General features: G+C 40.9%; 20 protein-coding genes and 4 pseudogenes. 8 read left to right on the top strand and 16 right to left on the bottom strand.

Annotated elements, in window-relative coordinates; translation table 11 throughout:
- The first annotated feature begins 461 nt into the window (after window positions 1-461).
- The 3 genes and pseudogenes from NSTCB13_RS02875 to ftsZ all read left to right on the top strand — a co-directional run bounded on the left by NSTCB13_RS02875 (window position 462) and on the right by ftsZ (window position 3,689).
- Window positions 462-1,296: pseudogene (locus NSTCB13_RS02875) on the top strand (cell division protein FtsQ/DivIB).
- Between the two features lie 728 nt (window positions 1,297-2,024).
- Window positions 2,025-2,312 carry a hypothetical protein gene (locus tag NSTCB13_RS02870; RefSeq protein ID WP_445629753.1) on the top strand — a complete coding sequence of 96 codons (288 nt, stop codon included), beginning with the start codon at window positions 2,025-2,027 and terminating at the stop codon, window positions 2,310-2,312.
- 60 nt (window positions 2,313-2,372) lie between these two features.
- The gene (gene ftsZ, locus NSTCB13_RS02865) at window positions 2,373-3,689 is read left to right on the top strand and encodes a cell division protein FtsZ (protein ID WP_448268600.1); all 1,317 of its coding nucleotides are present in this window, start codon (window positions 2,373-2,375) and stop codon (window positions 3,687-3,689) included.
- Between the two features lie 258 nt (window positions 3,690-3,947).
- On the opposite strand, the gene NSTCB13_RS02860 is transcribed toward ftsZ, so the two are convergent.
- The 4 genes and pseudogenes from NSTCB13_RS02860 to NSTCB13_RS02845 form a co-directional block, all read right to left on the bottom strand.
- Complete coding sequence (locus NSTCB13_RS02860) at window positions 3,948-4,106, bottom strand: hypothetical protein (protein ID WP_448271293.1); 159 nt, start codon at window positions 4,104-4,106, stop codon at window positions 3,948-3,950.
- A 95-nt stretch (window positions 4,107-4,201) separates the two neighbouring features.
- On the bottom strand, window positions 4,202-5,170 hold the full coding sequence (gene gshB, locus NSTCB13_RS02855; protein ID WP_448271292.1) for a glutathione synthase: 969 nt from the start codon (window positions 5,168-5,170) through the stop codon (window positions 4,202-4,204).
- 232 nt (window positions 5,171-5,402) lie between these two features.
- Window positions 5,403-5,675 carry a glutaredoxin 3 gene (gene grxC, locus NSTCB13_RS02850; protein WP_190893995.1) on the bottom strand — a complete coding sequence of 91 codons (273 nt, stop codon included), beginning with the start codon at window positions 5,673-5,675 and terminating at the stop codon, window positions 5,403-5,405.
- 517 nt (window positions 5,676-6,192) lie between these two features.
- Window positions 6,193-6,279, bottom strand: a pseudogene (locus tag NSTCB13_RS02845) (hypothetical protein); the annotation flags it as partial.
- Between the two features lie 74 nt (window positions 6,280-6,353).
- Between NSTCB13_RS02845 and NSTCB13_RS02840 the strand changes: the two are divergent.
- Window positions 6,354-6,797 (top strand): hypothetical protein, encoded by a 444-nt coding sequence (locus tag NSTCB13_RS02840; RefSeq protein ID WP_448273229.1) that lies wholly within the window; start codon window positions 6,354-6,356, stop codon window positions 6,795-6,797.
- 61 nt (window positions 6,798-6,858) lie between these two features.
- On the opposite strand, the pseudogene NSTCB13_RS02835 reads toward NSTCB13_RS02840, so the two are convergent.
- A pseudogene (locus NSTCB13_RS02835) lies at window positions 6,859-7,368 on the bottom strand (XDD4 family exosortase-dependent surface protein); the annotation flags it as partial.
- On the opposite strand from NSTCB13_RS02835, the gene NSTCB13_RS02830 reads away from it, so the two are divergent.
- Window positions 7,334-7,675 carry a hypothetical protein gene (locus tag NSTCB13_RS02830; RefSeq protein ID WP_448271291.1) on the top strand — a complete coding sequence of 114 codons (342 nt, stop codon included), beginning with the start codon at window positions 7,334-7,336 and terminating at the stop codon, window positions 7,673-7,675. The pseudogene NSTCB13_RS02835 and the gene NSTCB13_RS02830 overlap by 35 nt on opposite strands.
- Window positions 7,676-8,154: 479 nt before the next feature.
- Here NSTCB13_RS02830 and NSTCB13_RS02825 read toward each other — a convergent pair whose 3' ends face one another.
- Both NSTCB13_RS02825 and hflX read right to left on the bottom strand, forming a co-directional pair.
- Complete coding sequence (locus tag NSTCB13_RS02825; RefSeq protein WP_448271290.1) at window positions 8,155-9,036, bottom strand: 2OG-Fe(II) oxygenase; 882 nt, start codon at window positions 9,034-9,036, stop codon at window positions 8,155-8,157.
- 436 nt (window positions 9,037-9,472) lie between these two features.
- Window positions 9,473-11,219: pseudogene (gene hflX / locus NSTCB13_RS02820) on the bottom strand (GTPase HflX).
- Between the two features lie 96 nt (window positions 11,220-11,315).
- Here hflX and NSTCB13_RS02815 point away from each other — a divergent pair.
- Complete coding sequence (locus tag NSTCB13_RS02815; RefSeq protein WP_448271289.1) at window positions 11,316-11,462, top strand: hypothetical protein; 147 nt, start codon at window positions 11,316-11,318, stop codon at window positions 11,460-11,462.
- On the opposite strand, the gene NSTCB13_RS02810 is transcribed toward NSTCB13_RS02815, so the two are convergent.
- From NSTCB13_RS02810 to NSTCB13_RS02790, 5 genes are all read right to left on the bottom strand, one after another.
- Complete coding sequence (locus tag NSTCB13_RS02810) at window positions 11,459-13,699, bottom strand: Z1 domain-containing protein (protein ID WP_448271288.1); 2,241 nt, start codon at window positions 13,697-13,699, stop codon at window positions 11,459-11,461. The two genes, NSTCB13_RS02815 and NSTCB13_RS02810, sit on opposite strands and share 4 nt — an antisense overlap.
- A complete protein-coding gene (locus tag NSTCB13_RS02805) occupies window positions 13,680-14,141 on the bottom strand; it encodes a hypothetical protein (protein WP_448271287.1) in 462 nt (153 codons plus the stop codon). The genes NSTCB13_RS02810 and NSTCB13_RS02805 overlap by 20 nt, the downstream gene beginning before the upstream one ends.
- 93 nt (window positions 14,142-14,234) lie before the next feature.
- The gene (cofG, locus tag NSTCB13_RS02800; protein ID WP_448271286.1) at window positions 14,235-15,206 is read right to left on the bottom strand and encodes a 7,8-didemethyl-8-hydroxy-5-deazariboflavin synthase subunit CofG; all 972 of its coding nucleotides are present in this window, start codon (window positions 15,204-15,206) and stop codon (window positions 14,235-14,237) included.
- 113 nt (window positions 15,207-15,319) lie between these two features.
- On the bottom strand, window positions 15,320-16,081 hold the full coding sequence (crtW, locus tag NSTCB13_RS02795) for a beta-carotene ketolase CrtW (protein WP_445629763.1): 762 nt from the start codon (window positions 16,079-16,081) through the stop codon (window positions 15,320-15,322).
- Between the two features lie 331 nt (window positions 16,082-16,412).
- Window positions 16,413-16,604 (bottom strand): high light inducible protein, encoded by a 192-nt coding sequence (locus tag NSTCB13_RS02790; protein ID WP_448271285.1) that lies wholly within the window; start codon window positions 16,602-16,604, stop codon window positions 16,413-16,415.
- A gap of 351 nt (window positions 16,605-16,955) precedes the next feature.
- Here NSTCB13_RS02790 and NSTCB13_RS02785 point away from each other — a divergent pair, with 351 nt between their 5' ends.
- Window positions 16,956-17,774, top strand: coding sequence for an SDR family NAD(P)-dependent oxidoreductase (locus NSTCB13_RS02785; protein WP_448271284.1), 819 nt, complete (start codon window positions 16,956-16,958; stop codon window positions 17,772-17,774).
- A gap of 36 nt (window positions 17,775-17,810) precedes the next feature.
- Here NSTCB13_RS02785 and NSTCB13_RS02780 read toward each other — a convergent pair whose 3' ends face one another.
- From NSTCB13_RS02780 to NSTCB13_RS02765, 4 genes are all read right to left on the bottom strand, one after another.
- Complete coding sequence (locus NSTCB13_RS02780) at window positions 17,811-18,254, bottom strand: SRPBCC family protein (protein ID WP_322690490.1); 444 nt, start codon at window positions 18,252-18,254, stop codon at window positions 17,811-17,813.
- A 19-nt stretch (window positions 18,255-18,273) separates the two neighbouring features.
- Window positions 18,274-18,462 carry a CPXCG motif-containing cysteine-rich protein gene (locus tag NSTCB13_RS02775; RefSeq protein ID WP_012411100.1) on the bottom strand — a complete coding sequence of 63 codons (189 nt, stop codon included), beginning with the start codon at window positions 18,460-18,462 and terminating at the stop codon, window positions 18,274-18,276.
- Between the two features lie 82 nt (window positions 18,463-18,544).
- On the bottom strand, window positions 18,545-20,200 hold the full coding sequence (locus tag NSTCB13_RS02770; protein WP_448271283.1) for a B12-binding domain-containing radical SAM protein: 1,656 nt from the start codon (window positions 20,198-20,200) through the stop codon (window positions 18,545-18,547).
- Window positions 20,201-20,221: 21 nt separating this feature from the next.
- Complete coding sequence (locus NSTCB13_RS02765) at window positions 20,222-20,419, bottom strand: SemiSWEET transporter (protein WP_448273107.1); 198 nt, start codon at window positions 20,417-20,419, stop codon at window positions 20,222-20,224.
- Here NSTCB13_RS02765 and NSTCB13_RS02760 point away from each other — a divergent pair.
- Window positions 20,346-20,630, top strand: a complete 285-nt coding sequence (locus NSTCB13_RS02760) for a hypothetical protein (RefSeq protein ID WP_448273228.1) — start codon at window positions 20,346-20,348, stop codon at window positions 20,628-20,630. The two genes, NSTCB13_RS02765 and NSTCB13_RS02760, sit on opposite strands and share 74 nt — an antisense overlap.
- Window positions 20,631-20,662 lie beyond the last annotated feature (32 nt).

The raw sequence follows: 20,662 nt of genomic DNA, 5'->3' as shown, positions 1-20,662 counted from the left end.
AATCTCTCCCTTCTGTTCGACCTGCCACAAAATTATATGGCTGAGGAATTAAGTAAAAAAAGCTACAAATTTTCATGGTTCTCAGTTTGGATAGCTGATGAGTGTGACTGGTATGAATTATAGCAAGGTATACAGAGATCCAGGAATACCTATCTATCATTTCACATTCTATTTGTCAAGAAAGCAAAATCCCACACATGTCAATTAATATTTTGTAATCTTTAAGGAAAAATCTTCAAAAATAACTTGTCAAAAAGACTACAGTCAGTTAAAAATGGACACCGGAAACTTTAATAGGACTAATTACTAGCGCCATAATCATTGTGTAGTTACTGTAAAGTGTTATTAAAAATAAAAAAAGTCTTGAGGAGAGCGGCTCAAAAATGCCAACAGTGTTTACTGAAATTAATAATGATACGAGCTTGTCAAAGAATTTAGATTGCAACCAAAAAGGGGTGTGAATGGCTGGCATAATATCAGTTTCCCGCACGCATCTAGCCCAGCGTCGTCAGAAATTGCGTCGGCAGCGGCAGATGAGAATTATTCAAGCTATTTGGCGAACCTTTGCCATTACTGGTTTGGCGGCTGGATTGTTGTGGATGGCAGTCCAACCGATGTGGATGCTAAAGGCTCCCAAACAAATAGCGATCAAATCAGGTAATAAATTGCTGTCGGATCAAACAGCTCAGTCATTGTTGGTGCTATCTTATCCTCAGTCTTTGTGGCGGATTGAACCGTCAGCGATCGCTAACTCTTTGAAAAAACAGCCAACTATTGCCCAAGCGATCGTCAGACGCCGCCTATTTCCTCCTGGATTAACCATTGAAATCCAAGAACGAGTACCTGTAGCAGTAACTCAAACACGTGGCAACAAAAAAGTAACAATCGGCTTACTAGATGCAAGTGGGGCCTGGATGCCTTTAGAAAAATATACATCACTGAATCCTACTAGAAAATTACCCAATCTCAGAGTAATTGGCTTGCCAAATCAATACTGTCTTTACTGGACTCAACTCCATGAAGCTGTGAGCCAAAGTCCCGTGAAAGTGATGGAAATTGATTGCCAAAATCCAACAAATTTAATTTTGAAAACAGAATTAGGAAATGTGCATCTTGGTGTTCCAGGGTCCCCAATTGTCTGAACAAATTAAGGTACTCGCCCAAATGCGTCATTTAGCAACAAAATTTAATTCTGGTCAAATAGAGTATATCGATCTGAAAAATCCTGAACTTCCATTAGTACAAATGAACCAAAAAGATGAAAAATTAACTCCCAAAATTCCTAAAAACATCTAGCGTGTTTATTATTTTGATAGTTCCTAGTAAATTAAGAAGCTTTATGCTGATAAATATATTTATTATTTTCAGTTTTCCAGCAAATCGCCCGAAAATCGGCATTAACTTCTAATTAAAATGAGAAAATCAATCATAAAATCTCTATTGCGAGTAACAGAACCTCAATTGTTACCCTAACATCTAATAGTAGGGTGCAAAATGTCAGACAGTCTAATGATGGTCTATAGCGTACAAAACGCCTTCTGCCCATACATTCCTTGACTAAACCCAGTGCAAAAAAGAGAACATTGCTTGAGCTTTTCATTCAGATTCAGACTCGTGAGCAGAGGTCACTGAAGGAACGGTTTATGCCGCCATCCAAGTGCAGAAGCAAAAAGGCTCTGGCTTTGGTCTGTTGAGGACACTTCCAAAGACAGTTTACCGAAGTTTCAATTTGTAACGAAAAATGCCAGCTAAAACTGCGTAAGCATTGCTTCTGGGCAATAAGTTTGGACTGTTCTGTGCTGTAATTCCTATTAGGTGACGAAATCTCTTAGGAAATCTTGATTTGTTGGCCGCACTAGTGAGAGTTCTTGTAGGATAGACTATTGCTTCAACAAAGTGTCCATTGAGACCACCCAAACAACAAATTAATCAGGTATAGTCTGACAAGTAAATTCTTGCTTAGTTTAACTTAAGCATAAGTAAGTAGAAGGTAAATTTTGTGTCTAAAGCTGCAATTATGCCCAATGGTAAAACTTATTAACAATATTATTATTGGGGCAGAGAAGATACGCTGTAGTATGTCTTTACAAGTTATGCCCGCCGCTGAGAATAATCAAGAGATTAATGTCTGGTTGAAGTTATACAGGTCAGTTTTAGATGAATATAGGTATACTTCTCTAGAATTGGCTGTGCGATCGGCTGTGTTAAAAGCTCATCCCATAGCAAATTTTCGCACTGCCAATTCTGTTAGGCTTGGCAGTAGTGAAAACAATAAAGAACAACGCCATATTATTGTGGCATTGTCAAACTAAAGTTGACTCTTAGGTGAATAACACCTGAAAAAGTCGTTTATCTACCCTTTTACAAATCCAATGACACTTGATAATAACCAAGGACTTAACTATAAAAATTCCCAATCTACGGGACAGCCGGGGTTCTCTTTGGCAGTGAACTCGACCAATCCCTTTAATAACTCTGGGCTGAATTTCGGGCAAAATCACGATAATAAAAAAATTTCTCCGGAAAATAGCCGAATTGGTGAGATTGTTCCTGGTCGGGTCGCCAACATTAAAGTGATTGGTGTCGGTGGTGGTGGTGGCAATGCTGTTAACCGCATGATCGAGTCTGATGTCTCTGGCGTAGAGTTTTGGTCAATTAATACTGATGCCCAAGCTCTTACCTTAGCTGGCGCTCCAAGTCGATTGCAAATTGGGCAGAAGCTAACGAGGGGTTTAGGAGCAGGTGGTAATCCTGCGATCGGTCAAAAGGCAGCTGAGGAATCACGGGACGAAATTGCTACGGCTTTAGAGGGTGCAGATTTAGTATTTATCACTGCTGGTATGGGGGGTGGTACTGGGACGGGTGCAGCACCAATCGTGGCAGAAGTGGCCAAAGAAATGGGTGCCCTCACTGTTGGTGTAGTCACACGTCCATTTGTTTTTGAGGGACGCCGCCGCACCAGTCAAGCAGAACAAGGTATTGAAGGACTAAAAAGTAGAGTAGATACACTGATCATTATCCCTAACAACAAACTGCTGGAAGTGATCCCCGAACAAACGCCTGTGCAAGAGGCTTTTCGTTATGCAGATGATGTACTGCGACAAGGGGTGCAAGGTATTTCTGATATCATCACGATCCCCGGTTTGGTAAACGTTGACTTTGCTGATGTCCGAGCAGTTATGGCAGATGCGGGATCGGCATTGATGGGAATTGGCGTTAGTTCTGGAAAATCTAGAGCCAGAGAAGCTGCGATCGCAGCTATTTCATCACCATTACTAGAGTGTTCTATTGAAGGTGCTAGAGGAGTTGTATTTAATATTACAGGTGGTACTGACCTGACTTTGCATGAAGTTAATGCAGCGGCAGAAGCAATTTATGAGGTAGTCGATCCCAACGCCAATATTATTTTTGGGGCTGTAATTGATGACAGGCTCCAAGGTGAGGTAAGAATTACTGTAATTGCCACTGGATTTACAGGTGAAGTGCAAGCTGCGGTACAACAAAGCGTAGCTAACGTTCGAGTAACACCTAATACTTCAAAGCGTCCAACAACACAGCAACCTACAGTTAATCCCCCAACCTCAGCTCCAAGTTCAACTCCAACCTCAACTCCAATTCCAGAACCAAAGGAAAAACCTGGATTAGATATCCCTGATTTTCTGAGAAACCGACGTACACCAAGGAATTAAAAGATTTGGAATTTGAGATTTTAGATTAACTTAGCAGTCTCCGGTCAGGCTGAACGCTGTATAAAATCTGCTACTTCCACCAGGGTTTTACCAAGGGCAGGGATAAGCAATCTTTTGCCATACCCAATTTTGCCAATTGGTAAAAAAACTTGTCAAGGCTACTTTATAGAATGAATTTGGGCAGGAGTTTACTGGCTTGTATGTCCAGCTATGCTTTCAGAACAAAACAATAAAAATACCTGCCCAACTATGGATGCATCACCGATAGCGCAGTGTTAGCAAATCTTCTCCCAAGGAAAAACGCCAAGGGCGAACGAGGTCACGAGCGTCACAGGCGATCGTAGACATCAATGCATCTACCCCTTGCAATCCACTAAACTCATATTCCGTACAAGTAAATATATTTACTTCAAACAAGTAGCTTAGGCAACTAGCCCACGCAAGCGCCCAAAGCAAGTCTGTTTGCTGGGGAATTCAGACATCAAACAAAAAAAAATAAATGTAAATTATTTTTAGATTTTTAATCTCTGTTCAATCCATTGAATAACCTGATGACCAAGGTGAGTACCATCTAGACGGTCAATCTCACGAATGCCGGTAGGACTAGTGACGTTAACTTCAGTTAGGTAGCCACCGATAATGTCAATACCCACAAAAATTAAGCCGTCTTGGCGTAAGCGTTCAGCTAGTTGGGTACAAATTTCATATTCTCTTGGCGTAATTTGGGTTTGAGCGACTGTACCACCAGTTGCCATATTATTGCGAAAATCAGTTCCACTAGAGAGGCGATTGAGCGCACCAATTGGTTCACCATTGAGCAAGATAATTCGCTTATCTCCTTCTTTTGCTTCTGGTAAATAGGTTTGTACCATTACTGGCACTTTACCTTGGAGGGTACTGAGTTCAACAATAGAGTTAAAATTGCGATCGCCTGATTGCAAAAACAAAATTCCTTCGCCAGCTTTGTTACCCAACGGTTTGAGAACTGCTGCCCCCTTTGCTTCCACAAATTGCCGGATAAACTGCTTATCAGCACTGACAATCGTTTCAGGAATCGCCTTGGTAAACTGAAGGGCGTACATTTTTTCATTTGCCCCTCGGATGCCACTGGCACTGTTAATCACCAGGGTTTTATTTTGATCAATATAATCCAGAATGTAGGTGGCATAGAGGTAGGAATCATTGACAGGTGGATCTGTCCGCATAAATACGGCGTCCATTGTCTCTAAAGAAGTTAAGGAGGAATCGCTTAACTTATACCAAAGATTCGCCGTTACCCAGCGTCCCTCTACCAACTGCACTGGTACAACTTCAACTCGCTGTAGAACAGCTAAAGCTTTGCCCTCCGCCACACTCAGCAAATTTGCTTGAGTCACCCAAACTTCGTGCCCCAGGATTTGCGCTGCTTCAATTAGGGCAACACTGGTATCATGACACGGGTCAAGTAGATGGATGGGATCAATGATAAAAGCCAGTTTCACCCTTTATACCTCAATCACCAAGAAATTAAATGGTTATTCAATTATTATCTCTTGATGCTCTCATCAATTGACGTACATATGTACTGCCGAGTAGAATCTGGAGGGTAAAGTCTTGTAGACAGATTGGTTTTGTGAGCAAACCCGCAGACAAGGCAGCGTGTTGTTTTTCTAAAATTGTAGCGACTACCGTGTAATTTGCAGTGGTTTGTCGCTATCGCAATACCTTCTGAACCTATACGCTATTGCTAGAAGTTAGTAGCTCATCCAGCTTGCCTTGACTGTCTAAAGCGTGGATATCATCACAACCACCAATATGATCGTCATTGATGAAAATTTGCGGTAAAGAACGGCGTCCATTTGCTCTTTGAGCCATTTTATTTCTGGCTGCTTCATCCCCATCAATGCTGTATTCGATAAATTCAACACCCTTGTTTTTCAGCAAACTTTTAGCACGAATGCAAAACGGACAAGTCCTCCAAGTGTAAATTTCTACTTTTGCAGCCATGATGTCCTCAACTTGATTTAATACTTTTTAATTTTAGAGCTTTGCCACTGACTGTGGCTGCTTTACTCCTTCATAACCTAATTTACAGAGGGCACTGATGTAAGTAGGCAAAAATACAAGTAATGTTAAGTAATGTAAAAATATTGAGATTAATTTGTAGTGTATCTCTTTGGGAAAGCAAGCTACGCGTAGCGTCTACAAACCTTTAATTATTTACGCAGCTTTATTTAAACTCCAAGGTTAAGCTAGCCAACTATTATATAGATTATTTTTATTTTGCATCTGACCTAACAAGCTAATAATATTTCAGTTTAAATGCTAGCAATAGCAGTAATTATATTTAGATTGTTTCTGTCGCTTAAATTTTTTCGCTACTAAGCGCTAGTTAAAACGCAGGAATTATTTAGGTGAGTTCTAGTTTAGCGTTTCTTACCTCTAACAAAAATGGGTTTAGAAATGCTTATGCTCTTCTAAACCCATATTTAAGCTTTCTCCTACTAAAACTCAGCAGTGTGGTTTAATTTTGGGAAATATTTTTTTTGTTTTTCTTCTTGAGTCCGAAAACACCCAAGGCAAATAATCCTAATGCTGCGGTTGTGCTGGGTTCAGGTACTTTTTTCGGTTGAGGTGCAGGGGGTTGATAGTAAGGCGGTACTGATGGTACGGGTGTAGGCGCGGGTGCTGGAGCAGGTGCGGGTGCTGGAGCAGGTGCGGGTGCTGGAGCAGGTGCAGGTGCAGGTGCAGGTGCAGGTGCAGGTGCGGGTGCTGGAGCAGGTGCGGGTGCTGGAGCAGGTGCGGGCGCTGGAGCAGGTGCGGGTGCTGGTGCTGGTGCGGGCGCTGGTGCTGGTGCGGGCGCTGGTGCTGGTGCGGGCGCTGGTGCTGGTGCGGGCGCTGGTGCTGGTGCAGGTGCAGGTGCGGGTGCTGGAGCAGGTGCGGGTGCTGGAGCAGGTGCGGGCGCTGGAGCAGGTGCGGGCGCTGGTGCTGGTGCGGGCGCTGGTGCTGGTGCGGGCGCTGGTGCTGGTGCAGGTGCAGGTGCGGGTGCTGGAGCAGGTGCGGGTGCTGGAGCAGGTGCGGGCGCTGGAGCAGGTGCGGGCGCTGGTGCTGTGGCAGGTTTTATACTAGTTTCGCTTAGTGATGTACCGTACTGAAAACGGATGTTGCCAATCTTAGTGATGTCAAAGTCCGAGGTTAGCCCTGATAGCAGGAAAGTAGCTGAACCTTGAATAAAAGTCCCCGAACTCACGGCTGGATTTGCATCATTAGCGTAACCACTGATGATGCCGTAATTGAATTGCTGTCCACCGCCACCTTGGAAAATGCCTAAGCCAGCTGTACCCAGACCGTAGTGTTGGTCAATGCCAGGAAGCCCTCCAGTATTACTAGTGTTTGGCAATTTCCATTCATTTAGAGCTAGAAGATCAACATTCTTTGTAGTGGTAGAGCCTGCGCTTGAGGTTACTGTCGGGGCTAGAGCCGAAACCAGCGATAAGTTGTTTAGGGGAGAACCAGCATAGTCCCAGAAGACTGAGGTCAGAACATCAGAAGGGTTTGAAATTCCTACAGAAGATTTGTTAGTCAGGGTCAGTGACAATAAACCATTGTCTAGGTAATTAAAGAGAACCGACGCTGCCAGAGGATCGTTAGATTTGTCGTAGGTATTGGTTCCTGTAGCTGAAAAACTTATAGAACCCAAACTCTTGGGTGCAGGTGCAGGAGCAGGAGCTGGCGCTGGTGCTGGCGCTGGTGCTGGTGCAGGTGCTGGCGCTGGTGCTGGTGCAGGTACAGGTGCTGGCGCTGGTGCAGGTGCAGGTACAGGTGCTGGCGCTGGTGCAGGTGCAGGTACAGGTGCTGGCGCTGGTGCAGGTGCTGGCGCTGGCGCTGGTGTATTTTTGTTGCCGTTGCCGTTGCCGTTGCCGTTACCGTTGCCGTTGCCGGCCTGTGCTTGGGGTAGTTGTGACCCTAAAGCTAAGGTGAATGATAATAGACCACAACTTATGTAACCAATTACTTTTTTTGAATAAGCTTGAGACATGTAAATCAAACCTCTTTGTCTTAAACAAGATATGAAAAAGCTTCCTAATAATGATGTTTATACGAGCATCATGGACATCATTTTCTAATCTAAATTGACACATAAAAAAGAGATTTAGTACTGTGTTTTTTAAGCTTTATCAAAAATTTAATACACGAGCAATAAATGGTTTATATTTAATCAAATATACTGATTGAATATTTATACTATAAAAAAGTTTCTATTAAAGTTACGTAATAATTCTAGTTATAATTGGGAAATTAAATCTTTATTTAAAAATAATAAATAAATTACTTAATCAATATTGATAAACTCTTTATAAGTCAATGAAAGATATTACTTAGAAAGTCGATTAGCTATGAGTTTGTAAGAAATTAGAGAAGGCGATCGCCTTCCCTAAAGTTAAATATTCATTGTGGTAGTGTACAGTGATTATACTGAATTCGCTTATCGACGCACCCAGCCATTGATAGTAAATCGACTATCTCCAAAAGCTTGAGAGGGACAATTCACAGGCAGTACTTCGTGCATATAACGGCTGAGGAAGAATACAATGCTGTTATTGCGAGGTTCAACTGTTTTGAATGTCTCAGCATTTATATATACGTTATTATCAATTTTGCTGTCGTAGATCAGCAATTCTCCACCAGAAAATGATTTTGGTTCTTGGTAAAAGTAATAAACGTATGTTAGCTCTCTAGTAGCAGTATCTGGACTGCCATTGTCATTATGAAGTTTATAATAGTTACCATCATTATGTGCAGTTAGTTGGCTTTCAATTTGTGATGCAGAAAATAATTGTAAGTTTAACTTGCTCATAATATCAGGAATCATTGCTTGAATTCTCTTTAATATCAGTTCAGAAAATTCAGGAAATGAATAGACAACCATTGATTGGCGATAGTTAATATCGTTGGTAGAAGTATTGCTTGGCAAAAAATCAGACTCTTTTTTAAGGACGTATTTGAGTAATTTTTTGTGTTCTTCTGGTTTAAGAAAATTATCTATTTGTATATAATCAGAAGCCAAAATATAATCATTTTGCAATTCTACTTTCTCTGATTGCTGTACAAAGATTGGGGGTTCTGTAACCACACCTATAAGATGTTCGCTAGGAAAACATAAAACCGAGCGACCTTCATTGATGGGAATTTGGAATAAATTCTGTAACTCAGATTCTTGTTTGTAGGCGCGAGCCACAACTGTTGTTAAAAGGCTATGCAGTACAGTTGCATCTGATTTTAAATAAACGGTGTATTGATGTCCTCCAGTTAAAAGAAGCTGTACTTTCACATCTTTTGACTCAAATTGCTGTGAAGCTAATTGCATATACCTTTCTTTCTATAATGTTGATAAATGAGATAACTCTAAAAGTCATATTGAAAGATTAATACAGTACTTACAGCAGATTTAAAGTTGTGAGGTACACAAGCTAAATCTGTTATCCAGATATAAAGTGTGTTTTACTCCTAAATTCTAAATTCTGCTGTATAAAATTAATTAAGAACAAGTTCAATACTTAAATCTTTATATGTAATTGAATTTATTTAGTGATAAATTTAATTACTGTATCAGCTACCAAACAGAAAAATACCATTAATCAATTGTTCTAGCACGTCTTTTATAATATTGTCATTCAGCAAATTCCACATAAATAAATAAAGCTTTAGTAAAGTAGAAATATCTATTATTTTTAATAGAAAATGCCATAGTTCCTATTAACTACGGCATTTTCAACTAGAAAATTAAAAATTTATTTCAGTATTTACTGGGAATCAACAGCATATTCAATCAGCTTGGCAAGGCGCTGACGTAGGGTTTCTAATCCCAAGCGCTGACTCGCGGAAATAAATACTGCCAAGGGGAATTCTTCTCTAGCTAGAGCTAGTGTCTCACTATTGGCTTGATCGATCTTGTTAAAAATCACTAGCGCCGGACCAGGAGTTATTGGCATTTGCGCCAAAATTTCTCTGACTGAGCGAATATGACGCAACCAAGCAGGGTGAGATAAGTCCACCAAATGTAGTAGGGCATCGGCTTCTGTGACTTCCTCTAAGGTGGCACGGAAGGCATCCATTAACGATGCAGGCAGTTCGTGTATGAACCCTACCGTATCTGTAATCAGAATTTCCTGATGTTCATTGGTTTCGCCATAAGGAATCGCCAAACGGCGGGTAGTCGGATCGAGAGTGGCAAATAACTGGTCGGCTGTATAAACTTCTGCATTAGTGAGAGCATTCAGCAAAGTGGACTTGCCAGCGTTGGTATATCCAACTAAAGCAACTGAAGGAACTTCTCGATGCTGTCTTCGTTGCCGTAACCGCGAACGATGGGCTTGCAACTGAGTTACTTCTTTTTGCAGTCGGGAAATACGCTGTCCAATTGCACGGCGCTCAGTTTCCAGTTTGGTTTCACCAGGACCCACGAGTCCCAATACCACCACCCAATCGGGACATCGTGCGACCTCTACCAGCCAATCGCGGTTGCATATATTCTAACTGTGCTAGTTCTACTTGCAACTTCCCAGCACGAGATTGAGCGCGTTGGGCAAAGATATCCAAAATTACTTCGGTGCGGTCAACCACCCGAATACCAATTTGCATTTCTAAATTGCGGACTTGGGAGGGTGAGAGATCGCGGTCGAAGACAACGAGGTTGACTCCTAGTGTTTGGGCAGTTAGGGCAATTTCTTGCACCTTACCTTCGCCAACTACAGTTTGGGGATGAACGCGCGATCGCTTTTGTTGTATTGTCTGTAATACATCTCCCCCAGCGGTATCAACTAACCGTGCCAATTCTACTAGGGTGTCTTGGAATTGTAGCGGAGTCATCTCACTGGTCATCAGCCCCACAATCAGCACGCGATCGTGGTCAGCATCTACTTCCTGGGCGACATATTCGCGCTGGAATTCTGCTTCCAGATTTTCCACTAAGTCTACTAAATCCTGCTCTGCTAGCTCGTCCAAGTCTAGAGGTGGGGATATATTCCAACTTGGAGATTGGATTTGGCTTTCCTCTACCTTGGGAGCAGCAGGACTAGTAATCAGGGTGCGAGACTCTTGGGGTGTCAGATGAGCTAGATAAGCTTCTTTGACATACCCAGTCGCACCGCCTCCCCGCCGTGTAAATCCGGTTCCGGTAATATTTAGGACAACTAGGGCATCTAAACGTTGTAGTGCCATAGCCGTGAGTGCCGCTTCATTGGGCGGTTCTGGCTTGAGATGGGTGGCAATACAACGAATACCACTGAGTCGTTCTGCACCGTAACGGGGCAATTCCATCGGTGGTATTTGCGTTTGACGCGGTGTGCCTACGCCGACGCGAATCACTTGTCCGCGACGGTTGATGTAGGCGCACACAGGCTGATTGACTTCTGTGCTAATTGCTGCCAGACGCTGGGAAAACTCAGGCGTGGTGATGCGATCGCCTGGTATGCGCTGGTGATACAGCCGCTGTAGTTGCTTCAGCTGGCTGGACTTCAGACCTTGGAGATTTCCAAAAATAGTTTCTATAGGCGTTTATGACCAGTGAAATGGCCCCCCGAATTCTTATAAGTCTATTTTACAACACGGTTTAGGCTGCTATCTCTCTCCTTTGAGGGATGCATTATGAATTTGTTCGCGGTGGGTATTAATTTGACCCTATTTTGGTATTGTCGGCTTAAGTTGCTATATACGAGTGAGATTATGAAAGCGATCGCCTATGAGAAAATTATATTAATTGTGCGATCGCTACATCATGCACTTATTTTTTAATCCTGAAAATCTATATCATCTTCTAATTCTTCAGCAACCTCGGAGTAATTGAACATGAAGACAAATTTGTTTTTAGGTAAAATCAACGTTGGAAGATAAAGCGGTTGATTATCCCAACGTTCTTTATTTTCACCTTTTTCATAGATGAGCAAAAGAGTAGGAACATTTGGGTACTCAGTTTTAGGTTTATTTAGCACCCTAGCATTGATAAAACCAAAGCCTCCCCATCCAGACGGTTCTTGTCGTGTCAATTCTAGTCCCTTACCCGTTTTTCCTCGAACAACATTGAGCCGTCCTGTTGAGATATTTTGTGTCTTCATTTGAATAAGCAAGTCTTTAACTCTGTCATCTTGCCAGGGATATCCTGGCCAATAGCGGCTTCTTATACAAGAAAGAATTTTGATGAGAAAGTCAATTTCTACTTCGTGATACTCGCCTTTCTCACCTATACTCTCGTAACTAGCTAGTAGCTTATCTAACTCTTCTACATCTTTTCTAATTTCCGAGGCTTTCCACAAAGGATCGCGAGGAAAAATATGTGAGCCTGGTATAAAAGCATTAATTGCTGCTAAATTCAAGACATTAGAACGAGTTGCATTGAGTGTGGGCCCTACCCAAACTGGCGTAATCTGAATATTATTAGGATCGTCTCCAATCACCTGACGCATTCCCTCATCAGCTTCATGAATTGCTCGGAAATCTTCTAAAATATGCTGAGGCAAAAAAAGGCGAGTCACATCAAGTAGTTCCTGACGATAACCAAACATCCGTGCGTGCTGATGAACTGTATCCATCGTCTTTTGCTTGGCATCACGTCCATAATAAGTAATCATTAATCCCTCAATAGTGACACCTCGTCCAAGTCTGTTACCCCCTATAAGAATATTCATTCCTGAGCTATACTTTAGTCCTTTATCTGGATTACTCGCATCAATAACCTTTGGGATAGCATTCCGTAGCTCATGCTCTAGCTCTATAACTAAATCATTTAGTGGTGGGAGATTTTTTGCTGTTTTACTTAACTCTGTATAGGCTTCATTTAACCACTTCATTGCTTCTTCACGCTTTGCAGCAGATAGTTTTCCTCGAAGCGCCTTATCAAGCTCCGCAATAAAGCCGCGAATAACCTTTTCCAAGGTGCTATGAGTGATACGCTTGTGGTCAATATGAGCCAGAAAAGAGTATTTAGCTTCTGAATTTTTTGCAGATTCTATTTTATATATTGAACCTAAGAAAAAACAGCATAGAGATAGTCTCAATCCGGGAGGTATATCCCAATTATTGCCAGGGTTTATCTTGCCTCCCTGTTTTTTTAATTGATCTAGCTCTTCTAGTTCAACTTTTGTACAGCAATATTTGCTGTTATCTGAAAAAAATAAATTTCCTCCAATATAACTATCACCAGGTTGAGGGAGAGCAGCACAGAAAACTGGTTTACAGGGATGATTAATATTTTGTAATAGAAGACTTTGAGGAGTTGCAGTAATCTGCAAATATATATGATTTCCTACTTCTTTACGAATATTGCCAATTTTTTCAAAAATTGCACTATCTGGAACTGTCTTTTTACCTTTTTTAGCCTGTTTTGCTTCGTTAGTATTTGGGCTAGCATTATCAGCTTCATCATCAAATATTAGAGTAGGCACACTACTGGCTTTAGAATACTTAAGAACTTTCAACAAGTTATCTAAATGACTTTTATTCTTTGTAGATACTAGGACAACACCAGTATCTTTCATATAATCAAGTAATTGATTAGTTGCAAAGTCTTCTGGATCGTTTCTCCATTCTTTCCAATTACAAATACGGGGCCCACCTTTAAGTTGCTCGGCAAAACGATCGGCAGTTTGTTCGCCTAGACAGATATTATCAGAAGTCAACACAATGAAGCAACGGAAATGGTTAGCCTGAGCAAGTGCTAGTGTAGCAATGGTAGTATTGGTTTTACCGCTTTGGACTTTGCCATAAATTAGTCCGGTAGTACCATCAGCTATTTTTCCCTTATGAGGCTGACTCACAATACCTGTACCGGTAGCACCAACATCACCAGAGCCAAAAGTTGTAGAGTAAAAATGAACGCAATTCTGGACTACCTCAACAGCAGTTTGTTTTAATTGCTCTGCTGCTTTATCCCCAATTTTGCTTTTAACTTTATCAATAACTTTATTAATACAATATCCATCCGTTGCAATCTCTATCTTATTCATTGGTGTTGCCCTAATTGGAAAAAAGTACACGAGGCCATTCATTTTGAGGCACTGTCTGATCCATCTGTTGTCTACCTGGGCCACTTATATGATAACTACCATGTATCTTTCGAGACACAGATATGTGTTTACCAGCAATACCAGCATTTTTGTCCAATATACTCCAAAGCCTTTCTTGAGAGATGCAACAGATACCGTCTTTATGACAGATAAATGCCAAAAATACTGAAATATTCTGGTATTTAGTATGCAGGGTATCTAAAGCTAGTTCTTCTTGACTACTGAAGGTAAAAGACCATGCAGATTTGGGTTTTTTAGAAACCTTAAAGAGAATAGCTGATTTACTAATCTTAGTTTCAACTAGATAAATGGATGAATGTATCGAAGATGCATGAGTTATTGTGAGGCGTTCTCCATGATCAATTAGCCGCAAAAATGCAGCGCCATGAAGGAATTCCTGATCGTTGATCATTGTCAAATCTGGGCAAAGTCAAGGGAGATGTATACGTTCTGGGTACTTCAGTAGTAAGGTAATCACTCTTGGTTAGCGATCGCACTAAATCTGTTAAACCAATAACATAGCATTCCGCGATCGCTTCACGGCTGTTTGCAATTCCTCCGACAACCAGCCATCAAATTGCGGATAAACTGGCAAACGGGCTACCAATTCCCACCCCGCAGACTGTAAAATTTCTCTTAATGCCTGTTCCTGAACATGAGGATAATCAGGATTTACCTCATCTTTTGGCCCTATTCCACCCAAATCTCGCGCACCAGCTTCGATACAAGCGAGTAACCATCGGTCATCTTTAACTAAATTCGGCGGAATTTGAATAGTAATATCTGGCGGTAAAATCTGACGTGCTTTAGCAATTACTTCTGGTAACTGATGAGGGTTAAAAGGTGGTGCATCAAAGGTTTGCTGATATCCTGGACTATGAGGTTGCAAGATAACTTCTTGAATGTGGTGATAACGTTGATGCAGTTCAGATATAGCTGTTAATGTTTCCCACCAATCATCAACTGTTTCCCCAATTCCTAACAGTAACCCAGTTGTAAAAGGGATCTGCAACTCTCCCGCCCATTGCAATTGCTGTAAACGGACTTCTGGTAATTTACTCGGTGCGTGCCGATGTACACTATTTAACAATGTTGGCGTTAACTGTTCCAACATCAGCCCCATCGAAACATTCACACGCTTGAGCTTTTGCATTTCTTCAAAACTCAGTGGCCCCGCGTTTGTATGAGGTAAAAACCCCATTGAAAGCGCTAATTCACACAAATCATAAATCCGCTCAAACCACGCCTGACGCTTTGGCGAATGGGGATGCACTTCACCACTGAGTATAAGAATTTCACAGACTTTTTCGTTTTGAAGTGGTTTTAAAATACTGTCTGCATCTGAAATACTCATCCAGGGACTTTTACCCAGTTCGCTGCGAAAGTTGCAGTAGCTACACCGATTAAAGCACTCGTAAGTGGGAACGATTGTATAAGCAGGGCTATAGGTGACAAGACGAGAATTATTAATTGGCATAAGCAGAATAAATTTGCTCTTAGTAGGCAGCCCCAGACTTATTTTAATAGTTATAGACACTGACTACAAACCTTTAATTATTCACGTCCACTTATTTACTAGATGAATAAGAACTATTTTGCTTTGTAAATTTCTGGTAACTGCCACCAAGCAACATGAGGATACTCATGGTGTTCTTGATGATAGCCGAAATGATAGCACGTGAGAAATGACCACCAAGTTGGACGGTTAATCGTTTGGGCACAATGAGGCTGAATATACCCTGAGATTGGTTCGCTATGTGGAAGGAAAGTACCAAAATAAAATAATTGGAATGAACTAAAAAGCGAAGGAAGCACCCAAAAAGTTATTAGATTAGTATGGGGTATATGAAGCATGTGATTAGCAAACTGATATATAAGAGTTACAGCAATCATTTGTCCCCAACTCCAGTAACCTTTCATAAAATGAAAATACCAAGCAAAGAAGTTTTTGTCTTTACCATTATGAAAGTCTGGGTCTGTTTGAGTTGCTGGATTTTGGTGGTGTAACCAATGCTTTTTTAATAATTTTTTATATGGTAAAAGACCATAAAGAGATAGAGTTAATGTCCCAATAAAATGATTAATCTTGGTGTTCTGGGGAAACACTACCCCATGCATGGCATCATGAGATGTAATAAATAATCCCGTATATAAAAATGTTTGCCATAGTATAACGGGCAATAACATCCAAAATTTTAATTTGGAGATGTCAAGGGAAAGCAATAAACTCAGGCTAATGATCCATACGCTAACAATGACAATAGCAATGAAAAGTCCTTTAAAGTGAGATTTACTTTTCACTAATGAAGTCAATTTTGTTTGATCGCTGGGTGGTTGTTCTAACTCGATCACACTTTTACTCCGCCTAGCATTCAGGTGAAAATTCCAAAAATAAAATATAGTCATTACAAAAACAACTAACTACTAGCCAGAAAACTGTGTTAGTGGTAAATGTATTACACTGGACAATGCCAACAAACAAAAATATGTATAAATATTGAGATACTTTAACTATTATTACACAATCTGATGCTATTCTAAAAACCGTTTTTGGTTAAAAGGTTGGGTGATATAAGTGAAAACACTGGTAAAAATAAGTATTTATTATAATCAATACCTTATATTTGATACTTTGGATAGAATCTAAGCCTGCAACAAAGACGCTCAATAATTAACGGGGAGTTTAAGAAATCAGGTGAAGTACGTCCCGCACGACGCTATAACCATTGAGATCCCAAAGTAGATAAGCTAGAAAACCGATCGTAGCCAAGCGACCGTTCCAAAGTTCAGGCTGAGGAGTTAACCCAAGGTCACTAGCATTGTGGTCTTTACCATTGTATGCAGTTTCAGTTTTATCACTAGGATAAAGTGCCATTGTGAAGTTTTCTTAAGAAGCTAATTACATTGTTTATATTACTTAAATTACTTATTTGGCGCTATCTGTCTCTAGTCCTAAAGTAGAAACAACTCTAAAGAATGAGATTTTGAAGATATTTAGGAAATACTTATCTAACAAAAGTTCAATAATAGTTTTTATTACTCTATAGAGTAGAGGTATTTTTACCAAACAGCTGCGAATAAAAACTTATAATATCGTTAAATAACTATTTTGGATATCATAAAAAATCTAACGAAAGTTAGAAGGTTTCTGGAATGTTATTGCTCAAAATAAATAATAAAGAAAGAGCAAATAATATTTTGAAATTTACTAATTATATATAATAGTATGGCTCCTACAGTATTGATTACAGGTGCTTCTGAAGGTATTGGTAAAGCAACAGCTCTTTTATTTTCTCGGCAAGGATATGACCTTGTAATTGCAGCTCGTTCTGCTGACCATTTGGAAGCTGTAGCGCAGGAGTTACAAAGCCTTGGTCGTGCAGCACCATTGACTGTTACTTGTGATGTAACTGACGCATCTCAAGTACACACCTTGGTACAAAAGGCATTGGAGCATTATGGTTATATTGATGTGTTGATAAACAATGCAGGCATCTTCGCATCAGGGCCAGTAGAGCAGTTTTCTCTCAGTGATTGGCATCAAATTATAGACACTAATTTATGGGGATATATCCACACAATTAATGCCCTTTTACCTCATTTCCTCCAGCGGGGTAGTGGAACTATAGTTAATTTAAGTTCCATTGGCGGTAAGGTACCAACTGCTTACTTAGTGCCCTACTGCGCTAGCAAGTTTGGGGTGACAGGGTTGACGGAAGCGTTACAAGCAGAACTACAGCCAAAGGGGATTCATGTTTGTGGGATTTATCCGAATTTAATTAAGAGTACTTTAATGGAACGGGCAGTTTTTCGGGGCAAGGATAAGCAAGATGCCCAAACTCGCCGTGGACAGCTTGAGGCTGTGCTGAAAAATCCGGTGGTGGAGAAGCCTGAAGATGTGGCAAATGCTATCTGGGATGCAGTCAAGAATAAGAAATCGGAAGTGATGGTTGGTTCGGCGAATTTCTCGCAAGCTTTGTATCGCTTGTTTCCTGGTTTGATAAAGTGGGTTTCGCGGCAAGGGTTGAAAAATCAGGATAATTAAGATAATTAATTTTTGCTGCCAGCATATTCTGCTATCTTACTCACATTCTCGTTTCGTTACATAGTGGCGATAGCGAAACATAGCTTCTAGTTGCACTTGCACTAACCAACCACTGACAAATTCAACTGTTCCTCCACCAGGCATAGAAAAAGAAATAGCATCAGTCAGCCTAGTTTTACCATTTTCCAGTTCAAATTCATGTCGATGTATCCAAGATTCAAAAGGCCCAGATATCTGTTCGTCGGTAAATAGGCGATATTTTTCACATTCAGTATGACGCGCTAACCAAGTTAAGGGTAATGGACCGAGAAACAAGCGAAATTCAGTGATAGCGCCCACGTTCAGCCCTCCTTCACGACGAACCACTTGAACCGGCTGCCAAGGTGGATTTAAGAGTTGCAAAATATCTGGCCTTTCGTGAAATTTCCAAACTACTTCTGGTGAGGCATTAATGATTGAAGAATGTTTAAAGTGCAGCATGGAAAGAAAAACCTAAAATTCAGCTTTCAGATTCGGTATCTATCTCGATATCTAGGGTATCTTCATCAACCCGCACATACAAAATATTTGGGTTACAGCAAACTTGACAATCTTCTACATAAGATTGCTGTCCTCCAGCACTCAAATCAATAAAAGTTAAGTTCGGTTCGCCGCAATAGGCGCAGTAATACTCAGCTGTGTTTTGCATCAAGTTTTCAGCGATGAATTCAATGGTATTGGGCATGGGGCATAGGGGATTGGGCATTGGTTATTCCCCTTGTCCCCAGTCTCTAGTTCCTAGTTCCCAGTACTGGCTGTAGTTCTTTGAGGGATGGATTGATATAACTCTGAGCATCAGCCAAATGCTTTAGTAGTGTAGACTGTGGCAAAGGCCCTTGCAAGTGGCTCCAAGGTAATACTTGTTCTGTTGACCATTCGGCATGAACGTAGAAATCTAAGTCGGGGATTTGTCCTTTGAGTTGCTTGAACGCACGTTTGTAGCTACCCAAGGAATCGCCAAAATCACGAGTAAGTTCGAGAAGTTGGGAGAGTCTACGATCGCCTCTCGATAATAAAGCCTGTATAATTGACCAATTATAGCTTTCTGGGCGAAATTCTATCCCCTGTGGTTTTAGCTGTTTTTGCAAAAACTGCAACCGCTTTTCTGCCTGCCGATTCACTCCAAACCATTGAAACGGTGTGTGTGCTTTGGGTACAAAGGTACTACATCCGTATGTTAAGCGCAATCCCGGCGCAGCTTTTTTGATATTACGCATCATCGCCACGGTTTGCTCTAAATCTTCTGCTTCTTCACCAGGAATTCCTGCCATTCCGTAGAGTTTCAAGCTTTTTAAGCCGCCAGCTTTGGCATTTATGGCTGCTTGAATAATTTCGTCGTTATGCAGCTTTTTGTTGACGATTTGGCGGATTTTCTCAGAACCACTTTCTACAGCAATAGTAAGCGATCGCGTGTCTCGTTTTGTCAAAGTTTCTGCTAACTGGACTGTTACAGTATTAGTTCTCACTGAGGCAATACTGAGACGGGCATCATCATACTTTGGCTGACTAATATAATCTAGCAAAGCCTCAAATTCTGGATGTTGAGTAACTGAAGCCCCTAATAATCCTAGCCGATTTGTGACTTCTAAACCTTTGGCGATCGCTGGAATTAATGAATTTTCCAGACTGGCTGTTCTAAAAGGCAGTGTGAGATAACTCGCCAAACAAAAGCGGCACATTTCTGGACAACTTCTCACCACTTCCACCATGTAAATATTTTCCCATGCGGCTTTTTCGGTGACTACAGTAGAAGCCGATAGAGTATTTCCTCGGTAAGTTTGCTTTTGCACCACTGCGGGAATTTCGGGAGAAATTGGTTTGATTGACTTTACTTCACCATCTTTTGTGTGATACTCCACTTCATACAAACTCGGTACATAAATTCCTGGTATTTGTGCAAGTCTTTTGAGTTGAGTTTGTCTGGAGGCATTTCTGATTTCTTTATAAGCCTCAATAAAATTTCCTAACAGGGTTTCGCCATCTCCCAGTAAAATGACATCAAAAAAATCTGCAAAAGGTTCGGGGTTAGCAGTGAGAACGGGGCCACCACCAAAAATTATCGGATGAGAATCATTACGAGAGGTTGCCCGAATAGGAATTTCTAAAGATTCCAGCAAACTTAAAATATTCACATAATCCAGTTCCCACGAAATCGAAAATCCCACAATTTCCGGCGTTCTGGGGAGTTGTTCGTGAGTATCGGTAAACAGGCGACTCACCTGCACATCATCACGCATTGCCAAAGTTGCCCACACCACCTGATAGCCAAGGCTAGTGATACCTACGCTGTACTCGTTGGGAAAGGCGAAGATTATGGGGATAGCGTTGGTGTCTGGGGTGGTGGGTGTAAATAGAAGGCGTTCGGAGTCAAATACAGATGATGTCACAGGGATTTGTTAGAGGCAAGTTTATCTATATTTAATTTTAAGCCATAGAATAATTAAGTTAAAAATCAATGTTACGGCGTTAGCAAGAATAATTGGCAAGGATTGTAAATAAATTCCATAGATTAACCACAAAAAAATACCACTGATGAATGTAATTAACGTAACTAAAGAAACATCTTTTGCTGATTTTGTTTGCCAAGTTTTAAACATCTGTGGCAAAAAAGAAATTGTGGTTATTGTGGCGGCAGCTAATCCTAGAACTGTCAGAAAATCCATGTTTAATTATTTATATCAAGTTGCCATATCATACATCAGCGATCGCCCTTGCCTGCTTAATACAACGCTATATGAGACATTTTACACTGTTGAGCGATCGCTACAACAGTTTAACAATAAGATTAGCAACTTATTCAATAATTTGCTAATCTAAAAATGGATCGCGGTCTAAACAAGAATAATCGG

Source organism: Nostoc sp. DSM 114160, from assembly GCF_053470305.1.
Note: the sequence above shows the minus strand (reverse complement) of the source record. Positions and strands in the feature narration are given on the sequence as shown.